Origin of the sequence: Massilia sp. WG5 (genome assembly GCF_001412595.2) — a bacterium.
In the GTDB taxonomy this organism is placed as follows: Bacteria; Pseudomonadota; Gammaproteobacteria; order Burkholderiales; family Burkholderiaceae_D; genus Telluria.
This window is the reverse complement of record NZ_CP012640.2, coordinates 4,191,827-4,209,806: the sequence shown is the minus strand read 5'-3', so window position 1 is coordinate 4,209,806 and position 17,980 is coordinate 4,191,827. Positions and strand designations below refer to the sequence as shown.

Here is a 17,980-nt window from a genome sequence, read left to right as displayed (position 1 = left end):
CATCTTTCGATGCGTTGAACGCTTAAAGAAAACTTTACTTCTTCCAGATTGTTAAAGAACGAGAACTACACTTATCTAAGAGTCAGCTCTTACATAAATGCAGTACACAGAGAGTTTGGTGGAGGATGACGGGATCGAACCGACGACCCCCTGCTTGCAAAGCAGGTGCTCTCCCAGCTGAGCTAATCCCCCGACATACATCTAACGTGGTAGGGCTGGTTGGACTCGAACCAACGACCCCCGCGTTATCAACACGGTGCTCTAACCAGCTGAGCTACAGCCCCGAAAACTCTTCTCGTTTAACTTTTGAACAGTCGATAAGCGTAGGCGCTTGATGCTGAGCTTTCGCTCCAGTGCCACTCTAGAAAGGAGGTGATCCAGCCGCACCTTCCGATACGGCTACCTTGTTACGACTTCACCCCAGTCACGAATCCTACCGTGGTAAGCGCCCTCCTTGCGGTTAAGCTACCTACTTCTGGTAAAACCCGCTCCCATGGTGTGACGGGCGGTGTGTACAAGACCCGGGAACGTATTCACCGCGACATGCTGATCCGCGATTACTAGCGATTCCAACTTCACGCAGTCGAGTTGCAGACTGCGATCCGGACTACGATACACTTTCTGGGATTAGCTCCCCCTCGCGGGTTGGCGGCCCTCTGTATGTACCATTGTATGACGTGTGAAGCCCTACCCATAAGGGCCATGAGGACTTGACGTCATCCCCACCTTCCTCCGGTTTGTCACCGGCAGTCTCATTAGAGTGCTCAACTGAATGTAGCAACTAATGACAAGGGTTGCGCTCGTTGCGGGACTTAACCCAACATCTCACGACACGAGCTGACGACAGCCATGCAGCACCTGTGTTCAGGCTCCCTTTCGGGCACTCCTCGATCTCTCGAGGATTCCTGACATGTCAAGGGTAGGTAAGGTTTTTCGCGTTGCATCGAATTAATCCACATCATCCACCGCTTGTGCGGGTCCCCGTCAATTCCTTTGAGTTTTAATCTTGCGACCGTACTCCCCAGGCGGTCTACTTCACGCGTTAGCTGCGTTACCAAGTCAATTAAGACCCGACAACTAGTAGACATCGTTTAGGGCGTGGACTACCAGGGTATCTAATCCTGTTTGCTCCCCACGCTTTCGTGCATGAGCGTCAGTCTTGACCCAGGGGGCTGCCTTCGCCATCGGTGTTCCTCCACATCTCTACGCATTTCACTGCTACACGTGGAATTCTACCCCCCTCTGCCAGACTCCAGCCTTGCAGTCTCCAACGCAATTCCCAGGTTGAGCCCGGGGATTTCACGTCAGACTTACAAAACCGCCTGCGCACGCTTTACGCCCAGTAATTCCGATTAACGCTTGCACCCTACGTATTACCGCGGCTGCTGGCACGTAGTTAGCCGGTGCTTATTCTTCAGGTACCGTCATTAGCCGGGGATATTAGCCCCAACCGTTTCTTCCCTGACAAAAGAGCTTTACAACCCGAAGGCCTTCTTCACTCACGCGGCATTGCTGGATCAGGCTTGCGCCCATTGTCCAAAATTCCCCACTGCTGCCTCCCGTAGGAGTCTGGGCCGTGTCTCAGTCCCAGTGTGGCTGGTCGTCCTCTCAGACCAGCTACTGATCGTCGCCTTGGTGAGCCTTTACCTCACCAACTAGCTAATCAGACATCGGCCGCTCCAAAAGCATGAGGTCCGAAGATCCCCCACTTTCTTCCGTAGAACGTATGCGGTATTAGCGTAACTTTCGCTACGTTATCCCCCACTTCTGGGTACGTTCCGATGTATTACTCACCCGTTCGCCACTCGCCGCCAGGTTGCCCCGCGCTGCCGTTCGACTTGCATGTGTAAAGCATGCCGCCAGCGTTCAATCTGAGCCAGGATCAAACTCTTCAGTTTAATCTCTGTTTTGTCATCCGCTTTCGCAGACAACGTGTCGCTCACTCAAAATACTGACCGTTACTCATTGCTGAGCAACGTATTTCTTTTGTGTGAACATTTGATAATTTAAGCATTCAGCAACCACTGACGCGGCTGCTGGCACTTCATCAAACGCCCACACTTATCGACTGTTGATTGTTAAAGAACTGTGTTCGGTACTGCCTTGCTGCGTTTGCGAATCGTTGTGTTCGTCAGCAGCAGAGGAATGAGATTATGCAGTGTTTCGCTTAACTCGTCAACCCCTCCGTTTTTCTTCAGCACCAGCGGTGTTATCAAAACACCCAGCTCAACTACTTGATTTCGTTCAGCTTTTCTTGCGCTGCAGAAGCAGGACGCGAACTATAGCAAACCCAAGCATAAATGCACAAGCCCTGTTGCGCCGACGACGCATTTTAGACACCCAACCGCAATGGCCAGATCCGGTTCCCTTTGATTCAGCGATTCCTGATACCAGTCTTGATTCCGAAAAATCAGCCGTCGCCACTCGGACTCATGACTGAAAATACTGCAAACATCTTGAACTATTTGCTACCGAGCGCGCGGTTCAGGCGGCTGTAGCTGGAACTGCTCGGCGGACTGCGGTCCGCGCTCATTGCGCAGGGTGTTACCGACGCGCGTGCGGCCGTGGCAGGCGCTGGCGGTCAGCCGGATGAAGGCGGCCTGCGCGAACTGTGCGTAGTTGACGTCGCCCCGGTCGGCGCTGGCGTCGAGACGCAGCGCGCTGCGCCGGGTACCGGGTGCCGGGTGCCGGGTGCCGACGCTGATGCTCGCGCTGACTGTCCTGGCGCGTACTGGTCGTACTCGGGATGCCGGGATGCGGCGCCGCGCACTGCTGCTGCTCATCATCGCCACCGCCGATATCGCCGTTGCCGGTATCGCGGCGGCTGTTGCCGACGTAGGCGACGGCATTCAGATTGCTGTCGCGGCCGAAGCGCTGCGTGAAGTTGAGCGTGCCCTGCAGCAGGCGGTTGCGAGGGGTATCCGGGCAGGTATAGACGACGCGGCGGTCGTCCCGGTACAGCCGGTCGGGCAAGAGGCCGTTGCCGAGCATGCGGCTGCGGCCACCGAGCAGCGCGACGCTCCAGTCGCTGGACGCCGCGCTGCGGCCGACCTCGAGCAGGACAGTCCCAAGGCGCCCGGCGGAATGTGCGCGCCAGCCGCTGTCGTCGAACAGGGTGGCGCCGACGAAGCCGTGCCAGCCGCCTGTGCCCTGCCAGCCGTAGCCGAGATCGGCATGGCGCCGGCCTTGGTCGCTCGCGGAGAATTCGGCGTCGCCGCCGGGATGCGTGAGCCCGATTTCGTCCTGAACGCCAGCGCGCGGCCCAGCGTGTTCATGCCGTACAGGGGATTGGCGCCTGGGACCAGCAAAAGCTCGCCGATCGCCGCCTCGGGCACCATGTCCCAGTTGGCCAGGTCGCCGAAGGGCCCGTTCACGCGCACGCCGTCGAGATACACCGAGATTCCCTGCGAGCTGCCCAGCACCGGCGAAGCGCGGAAGCCGCGGTAAGTGACAGCGCTCTGGAATGAACTGCCCGAAACCTCGTTCACGTTCACGCCGCTCGGCTTGTACGCCATGAACTCGGCCAGGTTTTCCCCGCCGGCCTTGCGCAGGCTGGTATCGGTCGCGACGCCGACCATCTCGACCCTGGCAACGCGGACATTGAGGTCCTCAGCGGCCATCGCGAAGCCGGCTGACAACGGAACGAGACGGATACTGAGCCGCGCCAGGGCCGCGGCTGCCACTGTCGCTGCCGGACCGGTTCGATACGCCATCCTTGTCGCCCTGTCTTGTCGTTTATCGATAAGCGAGCAACTGGCATGCCCTCCGGGCAGTTCGGATATGGGCGGCGCAACTGTTCCGAAACGGACCAGGTCTTGTAGAGAGGTGTTACGGAAGCGGAGCAAGCCGCCGGGCGCGAACCGGGCGGGCGTGTCCGTCATGCGCGGATCAGAACTTGTAATTGCCGGTGACGTAGACCTGGCGGCCGAGCGGATCGGCATAGCGAGGGTCATAGCCGACCTGGTGGCCCGACGAGGCGCGCAGCGACAGTGGCGGCTCCCGGTCCAGCAGGTTCTTCACACCCAGGCGCAGCGTGATCGCCTTGCTGACCAGGTAGCGGCCCTGCCAGTCCAGGGTCGAGTACGAGGGCACGTCGAGACGGATCGTCTCGTTGGCATTGGTCGCGGTATTGCGCACCGTTGCCGAGGCGTCGGTATAGCCGTTCCGGTAATTCAGCATCAGCGTGTTCGACAGTTTGCCGGTGTCGAGGGTCGCGCTGAAGCGCGCCAGGTTGCGGAAGGTGACGGCGTTGTTCACGCCGAAGAAGTTCATGCTGCTGGTCCACTGGTTGTCGGTACCCGGCAGCGTATAGTCCGCCTTGAGCATATGGGTGCCGTTGACCGTGGCGATCAGGGTGCCCCAGCCGAACCTGTAGCGCGAGGTCGCATCCCAGTCGATGCCGCGGTTGTGCTGGCGGCCGATGTTTACCGACAGCGACTTGAAGGCCCAGTAGGTATTGCCGGTCGACGGTTCGGTGTAGGTGGTGAAGAGATCGCGGAACTTGACCGGGTCGCCGAAGGCCTGCTGCTCCGAAACACCGGACACCGCGTCGCGAATCGTCACGTCCCACAGGTCCAGGCCCATCGACAGCGCGGCCGACGGCTCCAGGCGGATACCGAGGCTGAACTGCTTCGAGGTTTCCGGCTTCAGGTTTTCGTTACCGCCGGACAGGAGGTTGTACTGCGTCTTGCCCGGACGGCAGTACTCGGGGTGCTGGATCGGACAGGTATAGGAGCCCGCCGTGAAGCCGGCGCTGACCAGCGACTGCCCGATGTCGAGCATGCTCGGCGCCTTGAAGCCGGTGCCGAAGGAGCCGCGCAGCAGCACCGCCTGGGTCGGCTGATAGCGGGTCGAGATCTTGTAAGTCGTCTTCGACGCCTTCTTGCCCATGGTTTTGTTGGCGAGCGCATCCTCGATCGCGTCGATGCTGTCGTAACGCAGGGCCGCCGTGAGCTCGAGTTGCTTGAACAGCGGGGCCAGCACCTCGGTGAACACACCGTAGCTGTCGCGCTTCATGTCCAGGGCCGGCACGGCGTTGAAGTTGTAGATGTCGCTGTCTTTCGCCAGCGGCGTCTGCTCGTAATGGTACTGGCGGTAGTCGGCGCCGACGCCCAACTGGGCCGCACCGCCGCCCAGGGCAAACAGGTCGTGGGACGCGCGCAGGTCCGCACTCTTGAGTGTCGTCGACGCTTCACGGATCGAACCATGGAACAGCGAATCGGCGATCAGGGTCTTGGTGGCGTCACTCTGGCCGCCGATCGCGGCAAACGGATCGAAAGAGCGGTTCGCCAGCATCGCGCGGAATTCCTTGTCCTTCGCATAGCCGCCTACGTATTGCTCGTCGATCTTGTTGCGCGACCAGGTCAGGCCACTGTTCAGGTTCCAGCCTGCCGCATTGCCATCGGCGCCGACGACCAGGTGGGTCGAATCGGTGACGGTGCGGCTGTCGCGCGTGCCCCAATCATAGGTGCGGTAATTACCCGATACCGACTTGATGTTGGCGAGCTGCTGCGCGCTCAGGTAGGGAGCGACATACTCGGTGAACATCGCGGAATTGGCCGCGATGGTGAACGGCGCGGTATTTGGCGCGATTCGCGCGGTGATGTCGAAACGCGAGAATGCGAAGTCGCTGAACAGCTGGAGATTGTCGCTGACATTCAGGGTACCCTTCAGGAAAAGGCTGTCACGCTTGTTTTCCGGGACCACTTCGACGGTCTGCACGAAATCGAAGGCGCAGTTCTGTGTCGTCGCCGTGTTGTTCAGGCTGACGAAGTTCATGGCGGGGCAAGCGCCATTTTTTTTCAAATACGGCGAGAAGCCGGTCGACGGAATATTGTTGTTGAAAGTTGCGGTGACGTTGGCCGGAATCGTCGCAGTGCTGGTACGGTCGTAGATGTAGTGATTACCGTGAAAATCGAAGGGAATATAGGCGGTCTTGGCGAAATCGCGCTCGGTCGCCTTGATCTGGCTTTGCTGGTCGTGGCGGTAGGCGGCCAGAACGTTGAAGCCTTTGGTTTCGAGGTCGCCGAAGCCGTAACTGGCGCTCACATACTTCGAATCGCCGGCGCGGTTTTCGGTCGGCGTGTTGTAGCTGGCCTCGATATCGCCGCCCTGCTGGTTGCGCTTGAGGATGAAGTTGACGACGCCGGCGATGGCATCCGATCCATACAGCGCCGAGGCGCCATCGGTCAGGATTTCGACCCGCTCGACCGCGCTCATCGGAATCGCCTGCAGGTTGACTGCGCTGCCCGAACCCTGCGGCGCCAGTCGGCGGCCGTTCAGCAGGACCAGCGTATAGCTTTCGCCGATATCGTGAATCGAGGCGGTCACCCGGCCACCGGAATTGGTGCCTGCCGAAATCGCGGAAATCGTGAAGCCCTGCATGGCGGGCAGCGCCTGGATCAGTTCGGCGACGTTGGTGGCACCGGTTTTTGCGATCGTCTCCTGATTCAGGATCTGGATCGGTAATGCACCTTCGGCAGCGATACGCTTGATCGCCGATCCGGTCACTTCGACCCGTTGCATTGCCTGCTCCTGGCCAAGCGCCTGCCCTGTAGCCAGCGTCGCGAGCAAACCCAGTGCCAGCCGTACGGAACGAACAGTCGCTTTCTCTTTCATTCTCATCTCTCTTCTCGCTGTTGCATGGTTATGTGAACGCTACAACTTCTATTTATTTACGACATCTTTATTATCTGTTTGTTGTAGGACCATGCCTACAAAAAGTCGAAATTTTGTTTACGTTCAGCAACGTTTTTGAACACCAGCGGGAAAAAGAAATGCGACCTGAACGGGCGGCGCTGTTTTCGGCCGCCCGAAAGCAAAAAGCCCCACCAGATCACTGGTGGGGCTTTGCTTAATAATTAGCCTGACGATAACCTACTTTCACACTGGTTGCAGCACTATCATCGGCGCAAAGTCGTTTCACGGTCCTGTTCGGGATGGGAAGGGGTGGTACCGACTTGCTATGGTCATCAGGCATGACTTGTACGGGTTTCGTCGTCGTGTGGCGACGCTACCCTGAATCTGGAAGAAGTAGTTTTATCTGTTGTCTCAACAAGCAGCTGTCAAAACCCGGCAAGGACTGCCAAGGTTATAGGGACAAGCCGTACGGGCAATTAGTATCGGTTAGCTTAATGCATTACTGCACTTCCACACCCGACCTATCAACGTCCTGGTCTCGAACGACCCTTCAAGGAGCTCAAGGCTCCGGGAAATCTCATCTCAAGGCGAGTTTCCCGCTTAGATGCTTTCAGCGGTTATCTCTTCCGAACTTAGCTACCCGGCAATGCCACTGGCGTGACAACCGGTACACCAGAGGTTCGTCCACTCCGGTCCTCTCGTACTAGGAGCAGCCCCCTTCAAATTTCCAACGCCCACGGCAGATAGGGACCAAACTGTCTCACGACGTTTTAAACCCAGCTCACGTACCACTTTAAATGGCGAACAGCCATACCCTTGGGACCGGCTACAGCCCCAGGATGTGATGAGCCGACATCGAGGTGCCAAACTCCCCCGTCGATATGAACTCTTGGGAGGAATCAGCCTGTTATCCCCAGAGTACCTTTTATCCGTTGAGCGATGGCCCTTCCATACAGAACCACCGGATCACTATGTCCTACTTTCGTACCTGCTCGACTTGTCGGTCTCGCAGTTAAGCACGCTTATGCCATTGCACTATTAGCACGATGTCCGACCGTACCTAGCGTACCTTCGAACTCCTCCGTTACACTTTAGGAGGAGACCGCCCCAGTCAAACTGCCTACCATGCACTGTCCCCGATCCGGATAACGGACCAAGGTTAGAACCTCAAACAAACCAGGGTGGTATTTCAAGGATGGCTCCACGAGAACTGGCGTCCCCGCTTCAAAGCCTCCCACCTATCCTACACAGATTGGTTCAAAGTCCAATGCAAAGCTACAGTAAAGGTTCATGGGGTCTTTCCGTCTAGCCGCGGGTAGATTGCATCATCACAAACATTTCAACTTCGCTGAGTCTCGGGAGGAGACAGTGTGGCCATCGTTACGCCATTCGTGCAGGTCGGAACTTACCCGACAAGGAATTTCGCTACCTTAGGACCGTTATAGTTACGGCCGCCGTTTACTGGGACTTCAATCAAGAGCTTGCACCCCATCATTTAATCTTCCAGCACCGGGCAGGCGTCACACCCTATACGTCCACTTTCGTGTTTGCAGAGTGCTGTGTTTTTATTAAACAGTCGCAGCCACCAGTTTATTGCAACCCTTTCACCCTCATGGAGTAAACCAATCAAGCTACCGGGGCGTACCTTATCCCGAAGTTACGGTACCAATTTGCCGAGTTCCTTCTCCCGAGTTCTCTCAAGCGCCTTAGAATACTCATCTCGCCCACCTGTGTCGGTTTGCGGTACGGTCTCGTATGACTGAAGCTTAGAGGCTTTTCTTGGAACCACTTCCGATTGCTTCGCAGCATAAAGCCGCTCGTCCCGATCCCTTGAATTCCGCGCCCGGATTTGCCTAAGCGCCTTCTATGAACCAGAAACTGCCTATTCCAACAGGCAGACAACCTTCCGCGATCCGTCCCCCCATCGCATCATACGACGGTGCAGGAATATTAACCTGCTTCCCATCAGCTACGCATCTCTGCCTCGCCTTAGGGGCCGACTCACCCTGCTCCGATGAACGTTGAACAGGAAACCTTGGGCTTTCGGCGAGGGGGCTTTTCACCCCCTTTATCGCTACTCATGTCAGCATTCGCACTTCTGATACCTCCAGCATCCTTTACAAGACACCTTCGCAGGCTTACAGAACGCTCTCCTACCATATCCAATAAAGGATATCCGCAGCTTCGGTGACTGGCTTAGCCCCGTTACATCTTCCGCGCAGGACGACTCGATCAGTGAGCTATTACGCTTTCTTTAAATGATGGCTGCTTCTAAGCCAACATCCTGACTGTTTTAGCCTTCCCACTTCGTTTTCCACTTAGCCAATCTTTGGGACCTTAGCTGGCGGTCTGGGTTGTTTCCCTCTTGACGCCGGACGTTAGCACCCGACGTCTGTCTCCCAAGCTCGCACTCACCGGTATTCGGAGTTTGCAATGGTTTGGTAAGTCGCAATGACCCCCTAGCCATAACAGTGCTCTACCCCCGGTGGTGATACTTGAGGCACTACCTAAATAGTTTTCGGAGAGAACCAGCTATTTCCAGGTTTGTTTAGCCTTTCACCCCTACCCACAGCTCATCCCCTAATTTTTCAACATTAGTGGGTTCGGACCTCCAGGGCGTGTTACCGCACCTTCATCCTGGCCATGGGTAGATCACCTGGTTTCGGGTCTACACCCAGCGACTGTCGCCCTATTCGGACTCGATTTCTCTACGGCTCCCCGATCTGGTTAACCTCGCCACTGAATGTAAGTCGCTGACCCATTATACAAAAGGTACGCCGTCACCCCACGAAGAGGCTCCGACTGTTTGTATGCACACGGTTTCAGGATCTATTTCACTCCCCTCCCGGGGTTCTTTTCGCCTTTCCCTCACGGTACTGGTTCACTATCGGTCGATTACGAGTATTTAGCCTTGGAGGATGGTCCCCCCATCTTCAGACAGGATTTCTCGTGTCCCGCCCTACTTGTCGTACGCTTAGTACCACCGTTCGGATTTCGTGTACGGGGCTATCACCCGCTATGGCCGCCATTTCCAGAGCGTTCCACTATCCGATCGACTATCACGTACAAGGCTCATCCCATTTCGCTCGCCACTACTTTGGGAATCTCGGTTGATTTCTTTTCCTGCAGCTACTTAGATGTTTCAGTTCGCCGCGTTCGCTTCACACACCTATGTATTCAGTGAGTGATGACCTAAAAGGCCGGGTTTCCCCATTCGGAAATCTGCGGATCAAAGTGTGTTTGCTCACTCCCCGCAGCTTATCGCAAGCTACTACGTCCTTCATCGCCTGTAATCGCCAAGGCATCCACCATGTGCACTTATTCACTTGTCCCTATAACGTTGGCCTCTACATGAGTAATAGAGAACGTCATAGGCAAATGACAGCTTACTTTGTTTGTTGATACAACAGATTACTACCCTAAGTGTGCATTCGGTCGTTAGACCAATTACACGCTTAAAGAAAACTTTACTTCTTCCAGATTGTTAAAGAACGAGAACTACACTTATCTAAGAGTCAGCTCTTACATAAATGCAGTACACAGAGAGTTTGGTGGAGGATGACGGGATCGAACCGACGACCCCCTGCTTGCAAAGCAGGTGCTCTCCCAGCTGAGCTAATCCCCCGACATACATCTAACGTGGTAGGGCTGGTTGGACTCGAACCAACGACCCCCGCGTTATCAACACGGTGCTCTAACCAGCTGAGCTACAGCCCCGAAAACTCTTCTCGTTTAACTTTTGAACAGTCGATAAGCGTAGGCGCTTGATGCTGAGCTTTCGCTCCAGTGCCACTCTAGAAAGGAGGTGATCCAGCCGCACCTTCCGATACGGCTACCTTGTTACGACTTCACCCCAGTCACGAATCCTACCGTGGTAAGCGCCCTCCTTGCGGTTAAGCTACCTACTTCTGGTAAAACCCGCTCCCATGGTGTGACGGGCGGTGTGTACAAGACCCGGGAACGTATTCACCGCGACATGCTGATCCGCGATTACTAGCGATTCCAACTTCACGCAGTCGAGTTGCAGACTGCGATCCGGACTACGATACACTTTCTGGGATTAGCTCCCCCTCGCGGGTTGGCGGCCCTCTGTATGTACCATTGTATGACGTGTGAAGCCCTACCCATAAGGGCCATGAGGACTTGACGTCATCCCCACCTTCCTCCGGTTTGTCACCGGCAGTCTCATTAGAGTGCTCAACTGAATGTAGCAACTAATGACAAGGGTTGCGCTCGTTGCGGGACTTAACCCAACATCTCACGACACGAGCTGACGACAGCCATGCAGCACCTGTGTTCAGGCTCCCTTTCGGGCACTCCTCGATCTCTCGAGGATTCCTGACATGTCAAGGGTAGGTAAGGTTTTTCGCGTTGCATCGAATTAATCCACATCATCCACCGCTTGTGCGGGTCCCCGTCAATTCCTTTGAGTTTTAATCTTGCGACCGTACTCCCCAGGCGGTCTACTTCACGCGTTAGCTGCGTTACCAAGTCAATTAAGACCCGACAACTAGTAGACATCGTTTAGGGCGTGGACTACCAGGGTATCTAATCCTGTTTGCTCCCCACGCTTTCGTGCATGAGCGTCAGTCTTGACCCAGGGGGCTGCCTTCGCCATCGGTGTTCCTCCACATCTCTACGCATTTCACTGCTACACGTGGAATTCTACCCCCCTCTGCCAGACTCCAGCCTTGCAGTCTCCAACGCAATTCCCAGGTTGAGCCCGGGGATTTCACGTCAGACTTACAAAACCGCCTGCGCACGCTTTACGCCCAGTAATTCCGATTAACGCTTGCACCCTACGTATTACCGCGGCTGCTGGCACGTAGTTAGCCGGTGCTTATTCTTCAGGTACCGTCATTAGCCGAGGATATTAGCCTCAACCGTTTCTTCCCTGACAAAAGAGCTTTACAACCCGAAGGCCTTCTTCACTCACGCGGCATTGCTGGATCAGGCTTGCGCCCATTGTCCAAAATTCCCCACTGCTGCCTCCCGTAGGAGTCTGGGCCGTGTCTCAGTCCCAGTGTGGCTGGTCGTCCTCTCAGACCAGCTACTGATCGTCGCCTTGGTGAGCCTTTACCTCACCAACTAGCTAATCAGACATCGGCCGCTCCAAAAGCATGAGGTCCGAAGATCCCCCACTTTCTTCCGTAGAACGTATGCGGTATTAGCGTAACTTTCGCTACGTTATCCCCCACTTCTGGGTACGTTCCGATGTATTACTCACCCGTTCGCCACTCGCCGCCAGGTTGCCCCGCGCTGCCGTTCGACTTGCATGTGTAAAGCATGCCGCCAGCGTTCAATCTGAGCCAGGATCAAACTCTTCAGTTTAATCTCTGTTTTGTCATCCGCTTTCGCAGACAACGTGTCGCTCACTCAAAATACTGACCGTTACTCATTGCTGAGCAACGTATTTCTTTTGTGTGAACATTTGATAATTTAAGCATTCAGCAATCACTGACGCGGCTGCTGGCACTTCATCAAACGCCCACACTTATCGACTGTTGATTGTTAAAGAACTGTGTTCGGTACTGCCTTGCTGCGTTTGCGAATCGTTGTGTTCGTCAGCAGCAGAGAAGCGAGATTATGCAGTGTTTCGTTTAATCCGTCAACTCATCCTTTTCCGCAGTGTGCACTCGATGTTGAAGCTTTTTGGTGCGCTGCAGAAGCAGGGACAGAACTATAACAAAGCCGCCCGCAGTCTGCAACGCTTGTCCGTATGCTATCTTTGCCGCTTTTCTCACTCCGGAGCCAGCATGCGTCTCCCCTCCATTGCCGCCACGGCGAATCCCGAGCTCGCCCTCCAGCTCGACGCGGCTATCAATAACAAGACCAAACCGCTCGGCAGCCTCGGCGCACTGGAACACCTCGCGAAGCGGCTCGGCCTGATCCAGCAGACCGTCGCGGTCACGGTCGACCGGCCGGCCATCATCGTGTTCGCCGGAGATCACGGGGTGGTCGCCGAGGGCATTTCCGCCTTCCCGCAGGACGTCACCTGGCAAATGGTCGAGAACTTCCTCGCCAATGGCGCGGCCATCAATGTGTTCGCGCGCCAGAACGGCGCCGCGCTCCACGTGGTCGATGCGGGCGTGAACCACGATTTCAGCCCGCGCGCAGGTCTCGTCGACCGCAAGATCGGCCCGGGCACCCGCAACTTCGCGCTCGAAGCAGCGATGACGCCCGCGCAGTGCGCGACTGCGATGGAGCATGGCGCCGCCCTGATCGCAGACCTGCCTGGCAATGTGGTCGGCTTCGGCGAGATGGGCATCGGGAACACGACTTCCGCCGCGGCGCTCATGCACAAGCTGACCGGCATTCCGGTCGCGGACTGCGTAGGCGCTGGCACCGGCCTGTCGGCGCATGGCGTGCTGCGCAAGCAGCAGGTGATCGAGGCCGCCGTCGCCCGCCACGCCGGTGTGACTGCGCCGCTGGAGGTGCTGGCCACTTTCGGCGGCTTTGAGATCGCGATGATGGCCGGCGCCATGCTGAAGGCCGCGGCGCTGCGCAAGACCCTGCTGATCGACGGCTTCATCGTCACCTCCGCCCTGCTCGCCGCCAGCCGCATCGCGCCCGCCATCCTCGACTACTGCGTGTTCGCACACTGCTCGGACGAAGCCGGCCACCGCCGCATGCTGGAGCAGCTCGATGCGCGGCCGCTGCTGCAGCTGGGCATGCGCCTCGGCGAAGGCACCGGCGCCGCGCTCGCGCTGCCGCTGCTGCATGCGGCCGCCAACTTCCTGAACGAGATGGCGACCTTCTCGTCTGCCAGCGTCAGCGAAAAATCTGCCGCCGAATAGATGCAGCAGGTCCGCCTTTTCTTCATCGCGCTGCAGTTCTTCACGCGCCTGCCGATCCCGTCCTGGGTCGGCTTCGAGGCCAGCTGGCTGCAACATGCCTCACGCTACTTCCCGCTGGTAGGCTGCGTGGTCGCGGCAGTCGCCGCTGCCGTCTACTTCGCGGCAGCGCTGGTGCTGCCGGCGCCGGTGGTGGCCGTGCTGTCGACTGTCGCGTCGATCTACCTGACCGGCGCCTTTCATGAAGACGGCTTCGCCGACAGCTGCGACGGCCTTGGCGGCGGCATGACACGCGAGCGCGTACTCGAGATCATGAAAGATTCGCGCGTCGGCGCCTATGGCGCGATCGGCATCGTCTGCATGCTGGCGGCCAAGCTGACTACGCTGGCGATGCTGCCGCCGCGCGTGGCGGTCGGCGCCCTTTTCCTGGCCCATCCGCTGTCACGCCTGGCCGCGGCCTCGCTGATCTGGACGCTGGAGTACGTGCGCGGCGAAGGCAAGGCCAAGCCGCTCGCCCAGCAGATGACGAGTCGCGAATTCGCGATTGCGGCCCTCACCGCGCTGCTGCCCGCGCCGATCCTGCTCGCAAGCGGCTGGGTCACGCCTGCTGCCCTGCTGGCCGCGCTGCTCGGCGCCCTGCTGGCCGCGCTCTGGCTCGGCCACAAGCTGCAACGCCGTCTCGGCGGCTATACGGGCGACTGCCTGGGGGCCGTACAGCAGCTGGCCGAAATCTTCGTCTATATCGGCGTGCTGGCCACCCTCGGTCACGGCGCCTGGTCCTGAACGGTGAAACTGCACCTGGTCCGTCATCCCCAGCCCGAGATCGGGCATGGCCTCTGCTACGGCGCCAGCGACGTAACGGTTGCCGAGGCCGAGCTCGCGCGCGTACAGGCGCGTCTGCTCGCCGCCGGCCTGCCGGGCAGTCTGCCCGTAGTCAGCAGCCCGCTGCAACGCTGCGCCCTGCTCGCCCGGCGCCTGGCCCCGGCCACGCTGAGCTTCGATGTCCGCCTGGCCGAGATGGACTTCGGCCGCTGGGAGATGCAGCCCTGGGACAGCATCCCGCGCATCGAGGTCGAGGCCTGGACCGCCGATCTGCTCCACTACCGCCCAGGCGGCGCCGAATGCGTGCTCGACGTCGCGCGCCGCGTCGCCGCTTTTATCCGGGATCTGCGCCAGGCCGGCCATGCGGAAGCCCTGCTGGTCTGCCATGCCGGCACCATCCGCCTGCTGAGCGCCATGCAAGGCAGCCTGCCTCTCGAACAGACCGCGCTGCGGGCCGCCGGGACGCCGCATCGCATCGCGTATGGCGAGATCGCCGTGCTGGAAGTTTGACAACGCAAGCCTGCCCGCGCCTATAATGTCAACGTTTTGGTGCTCGCGCCTGTGTTCTCAGGCGCAGTTAAACGGGAAACACGAAGCTCGTCGAACGAGTCAAGGTGTGCTGCCCCCGCAACGGTAAGCAAGTACCGCAGGACGTGATCGTCAATGCGGCAACCGTCTTCTCATACCACTGTGCGCAAGCATGGGAAGGTCAGACGGCCATACTTGCCAGCCCGGATACCGGCCAAAAGGTGGAAGCGACGGCTTGCCGGCGCTTCTGTTCAATCTGGCCTACGGGGACGTCGGCCGGTTGTCTACGAAAGAAAAACATCGTCATGCGTTTTCCCGCTTCACGGCACGCGGCCGCGCCGCTGCTCGCCCTCACCCTTGCTTCGCCTTCGGTTTCCGCCCTGGCCGATCCGGCCATCGACGCCGTGGTCGTCACCGCCACCCGCACGCCCCAGCGCGCCGATGAGGTGATCCCCGACACGACCGTCATCACCAGCGAAGAGATCGCGCGCGCCGGCGCCGGCTCGGTTGCCGACCTGCTGCGCCGCCAGCGGGGCATCGAAATCGTCCGCAATGGCGGCCCGGGCGCCAGCACCAGCGTCTTCCTGCGCGGCGCCAACAGCAACCAGGTCGTGGTCCTGATCGACGGCGTGCGGATCGGTTCCTCGACCACCGGCGCCGCCAGCTGGAACGCGATTCCCCTCTCCGGCATCGACCACATCGAGATCGTCTATGGCCCGCTCAGCTCCCTGTACGGCGCGGACGCGATCGGCGGCGTGGTGCAGATCTTCACGAAGAACAGCGCGGGTGCGCCCGCCTTCAGCGCCAGCGCCGGCGCCGGCAACTACGGCACAAGTCAATACGACGCCGGCGTGCACGGCGCAACCGGGGGTGAGCACAGCATCAGTTACGCACTGAGCGGCGCGCATGAAGATGCGAACGGCTTCTCGGCCACCCGCCCCGGCGCGTTCGGCTACAACCCGGACGACGACGCTTACTCGCGCAACAGCGTGAATGGACGCCTGGCGGTGCAGCTCGCGCCGGGCATTGACGCCGGCGCACAATTCCTGAAGAGCCGCCTGCGCGCGCAATACGACAACGGCGCCTCCAGCTACGACACGCACAACCAGCAGAACATCGACAGCTACGCCGTGTTCCTGAACGCTCGTATCCTGCCGAACTGGCGCAGCAGCCTGCAGGCCGCGCGCTCGAACGACAGGCTGGGCAGCTTCACCAGTACGGCGGCCAGCGGCGCCAGCCAGATCGACACGCGCCAGGATGAAACCACCTGGCAGAACACCTTCGAGCTCGGCGGCGACACCCTGCAGATCCTGTTCGGCCACCGCAAGGAGCAGGTGCTGTCCAGCTCCAGCGACGCCCTGAACCGCTCCCGCATCACCAATTCGGTCGCCGCCGCCTACGACCTGCGGCGCGGCAGCCAGCTGCTTGACCTCAGCCTGCGCAGGGACCATTCCATCTACGGCGCGAAGACCACCGGCGCGGCCGGCTATGGCTACGAGTTCAGCAAGGACTTGCGCGCCACCGCCAGCTTCGGCACCAGCTTCCGCGCCCCGACCTACAACGAGCTGTACTACCCGGGCTACGGTCTGCCCACCAACAAGCCGGAACAGGGTCGCAATGCCGAGGCAGGCATCCGTTACCAGCTGGCCGGCGCCGAGCTCCAGGCGAACTACTATCGCAACCGCCTGACCGACATGATCGTGACGGCGAATCCCTGCCCGAGCCGCACCGGCAGCTGCGCCTACAACGTCGACCATGCCCTGCTCGAGGGTTTGACGATATCGGCCGGGACCCGGCTGCGGGGCATCGACCTGCGCGCCAGCGTCGACCTGCAGGATCCGCGCGACGAGACCACCGGCAAGCAGCTGGCCCGCCGCGCGCGCCGCCACGCCAGCCTCACCGCCGACTATGCCCTCGACCGGCTCGACCTGGGCGCGGAACTGCAGGCGTCAGGCAGCCGCTTCGACGATGCCGCGAACGCCAACCGCCTCGGTGGCTACGGCCTGCTGAACCTGTACACTACATGGCGGTTCACCCCCGGCTGGTCGCTGCTGCTACGCCTCGACAATACGCTTGACAAGCGCTACGACCTGGCGCGCAACTACGGCACGGCCGGACGCAGCTGGTTCGCCGCGCTGCGCTACGGGATCCGTTAACTTACTCATCAAGCCAGCATGCACCCAGTCCAGCCATCCGCGCGCCAGCGCGCCACCGCGATCATCGGCACGCTCGTGCTTGCCGCCCTTGCCTGCCTGCTGTTCGCCGGCGTCACGGGATCGGTCAGGGTCGCGCTGCCGGAACTGCCGCAGGCGCTCACTGAGCTGCTGCATGGCCGCCAGGATTCGCTGGCCGCCTCGCTGCTCGCGCTGCGCGCCGGTCGGGCCCTGACGGCGTTCGTCACCGGCGGCGCGCTGGCGCTGGCGGGCGTCATGATGCAAGCCCTGCTGCGCAACCCGCTGGCCGATCCCTATGTTCTGGGGATCTCGGCCGGCGCGTCGGTCGGCGCCCTGTTCGCGCTGCTGATGATGAGCGCAGCAGTGGTGGTCGACGGCGCCGCGCTGGCGGGCGCGGTGGCGGTCTCGATGCTGCTCTACCTGCTGGCACGGCGCGACATGCGCGGCGGCGTGGCGGCCGAAGGCGGCGCGTCGACGCTGCTGCTGAGCGGGGTGATCCTGGCGTCGGCCTGCATGGCCCTGGTGACGCTGATGCTGTCGATCGCGCCGGAAGGCAGCCTGCGCAATATGGTGTTCTGGATGATCGGCGACCTGGCCGGCGCGCCGCTGCGGGTGCTGCCCTGGATCGTGCTGGGCGGCGCGCTGGCCTTCGCCCTCCGGAATGCCCGTGCGATGAACGTGCTGGCCCTGCATGCCGACACCGCGCGCACGCTCGGCATCGAAGTCGGCCGCCTGCGCAAGGGCTTGTTCTTCGTGTCCGGCGTGCTGACCGCCAGCGCGGTCACGAGTGCCGGCTCGATCGGCTTCGTCGGTCTGATCGTGCCGCATGCCTGCCGCTTCGCCTTCGGCCCGGACCACCGGGTGCTGATTCCCTCGGCCGTGCTGGCCGGCGGCAGCTTCCTGGTCCTGTGCGACACCCTGGCGCGCACCGCGGTCGCGCCGACCCAGCTGCCGGTGGGCGCGATCACGGCCCTGATCGGCGCACCGGTCTTCCTGTATCAACTGCACCAGTTGCGCAAATAA

The 17,980-nt window shown here is 59.8% G+C and carries 8 protein-coding genes, 4 tRNA genes, 4 rRNA genes and 1 riboswitch; of the genes, 5 read left to right on the top strand and 11 right to left on the bottom strand.

From position 1 onward, the window contains the following. Window positions 1–116: 116 nt before the first annotated feature. The 11 genes from AM586_RS18775 to AM586_RS18725 all read right to left on the bottom strand — a co-directional run bounded on the left by AM586_RS18775 (window position 117) and on the right by AM586_RS18725 (window position 11,970). Window positions 117–192 (bottom strand) — tRNA-Ala (locus AM586_RS18775). A gap of 15 nt (window positions 193–207) precedes the next feature. Continuing rightward, window positions 208–284: transfer RNA gene (locus AM586_RS18770), tRNA-Ile, on the bottom strand. Between the two features lie 81 nt (window positions 285–365). Next, window positions 366–1,898: ribosomal RNA gene (locus AM586_RS18765) — 16S ribosomal RNA — on the bottom strand. Window positions 1,899–2,468: 570 nt separating this feature from the next. Beyond that, a complete protein-coding gene (locus AM586_RS18760) occupies window positions 2,469–2,783 on the bottom strand; it encodes a hypothetical protein (RefSeq protein ID WP_162600562.1) in 315 nt (104 codons plus the stop codon). 66 nt (window positions 2,784–2,849) lie between these two features. Beyond that, window positions 2,850–3,515: a TonB-dependent receptor plug domain-containing protein gene (locus AM586_RS29290; protein ID WP_373995246.1), complete on the bottom strand. Its 666-nt coding sequence runs from the start codon at window positions 3,513–3,515 to the stop codon at window positions 2,850–2,852. Between the two features lie 373 nt (window positions 3,516–3,888). After that, window positions 3,889–6,525 carry a TonB-dependent receptor gene (locus AM586_RS18750; RefSeq protein ID WP_229412936.1) on the bottom strand — a complete coding sequence of 879 codons (2,637 nt, stop codon included), beginning with the start codon at window positions 6,523–6,525 and terminating at the stop codon, window positions 3,889–3,891. Window positions 6,526–6,863: 338 nt separating this feature from the next. Further along, window positions 6,864–6,976 (bottom strand): 5S ribosomal RNA (rrf, locus tag AM586_RS18745). A 118-nt stretch (window positions 6,977–7,094) separates the two neighbouring features. Beyond that, window positions 7,095–9,971 (bottom strand): 23S ribosomal RNA (locus tag AM586_RS18740). A 217-nt stretch (window positions 9,972–10,188) separates the two neighbouring features. Continuing rightward, a tRNA-Ala gene (locus tag AM586_RS18735) sits at window positions 10,189–10,264 on the bottom strand. Between the two features lie 15 nt (window positions 10,265–10,279). Next, window positions 10,280–10,356 (bottom strand) — tRNA-Ile (locus AM586_RS18730). 81 nt (window positions 10,357–10,437) lie between these two features. Further along, window positions 10,438–11,970 (bottom strand): 16S ribosomal RNA (locus AM586_RS18725). The 16S, 23S and 5S rRNA genes sit together here with 2 tRNA genes alongside, the layout of an rRNA operon. 425 nt (window positions 11,971–12,395) lie before the next feature. Here AM586_RS18725 and cobT point away from each other — a divergent pair. From cobT to AM586_RS18700, 5 genes are all read left to right on the top strand, one after another. Then, window positions 12,396–13,436, top strand: a complete 1,041-nt coding sequence (cobT, locus tag AM586_RS18720) for a nicotinate-nucleotide--dimethylbenzimidazole phosphoribosyltransferase (RefSeq protein WP_060566685.1) — start codon at window positions 12,396–12,398, stop codon at window positions 13,434–13,436. Continuing rightward, window positions 13,437–14,216, top strand: a complete 780-nt coding sequence (locus AM586_RS18715) for an adenosylcobinamide-GDP ribazoletransferase (protein WP_060566682.1) — start codon at window positions 13,437–13,439, stop codon at window positions 14,214–14,216. A 3-nt stretch (window positions 14,217–14,219) separates the two neighbouring features. Then, window positions 14,220–14,765, top strand: coding sequence for a histidine phosphatase family protein (locus AM586_RS18710; RefSeq protein WP_060566681.1), 546 nt, complete (start codon window positions 14,220–14,222; stop codon window positions 14,763–14,765). A 20-nt stretch (window positions 14,766–14,785) separates the two neighbouring features. Then, window positions 14,786–15,017, top strand: a riboswitch (cobalamin riboswitch). 71 nt (window positions 15,018–15,088) lie between these two features. Next, window positions 15,089–16,939, top strand: a complete 1,851-nt coding sequence (locus tag AM586_RS18705) for a TonB-dependent siderophore receptor (protein WP_060566679.1) — start codon at window positions 15,089–15,091, stop codon at window positions 16,937–16,939. Between the two features lie 18 nt (window positions 16,940–16,957). Continuing rightward, on the top strand, window positions 16,958–17,980 hold the full coding sequence (locus AM586_RS18700) for an iron ABC transporter permease (RefSeq protein ID WP_060566677.1): 1,023 nt from the start codon (window positions 16,958–16,960) through the stop codon (window positions 17,978–17,980).

Excerpts from the sequence above, each read along its gene's own strand:
- AM586_RS18760 (WP_162600562.1), bottom strand. The coding sequence starts at position 2,783 with ATGAGCAGCAGCAGTGCGCGGCGCCGCATCCCGGCATCCCGAGTACGA.
- AM586_RS29290 (WP_373995246.1), bottom strand. The coding sequence starts at position 3,515 with ATGGCGTACAAGCCGAGCGGCGTGAACGTGAACGAGGTTTCGGGCAGT.
- AM586_RS18750 (WP_229412936.1), bottom strand. The coding sequence starts at position 6,525 with ATGCAACGGGTCGAAGTGACCGGATCGGCGATCAAGCGTATCGCTGCC.
- cobT (WP_060566685.1), top strand. The coding sequence starts at position 12,396 with ATGCGTCTCCCCTCCATTGCCGCCACGGCGAATCCCGAGCTCGCCCTC.
- AM586_RS18715 (WP_060566682.1), top strand. The coding sequence starts at position 13,437 with ATGCAGCAGGTCCGCCTTTTCTTCATCGCGCTGCAGTTCTTCACGCGC.
- AM586_RS18705 (WP_060566679.1), top strand. The coding sequence starts at position 15,089 with ATGCGTTTTCCCGCTTCACGGCACGCGGCCGCGCCGCTGCTCGCCCTC.
- AM586_RS18700 (WP_060566677.1), top strand. The coding sequence starts at position 16,958 with ATGCACCCAGTCCAGCCATCCGCGCGCCAGCGCGCCACCGCGATCATC.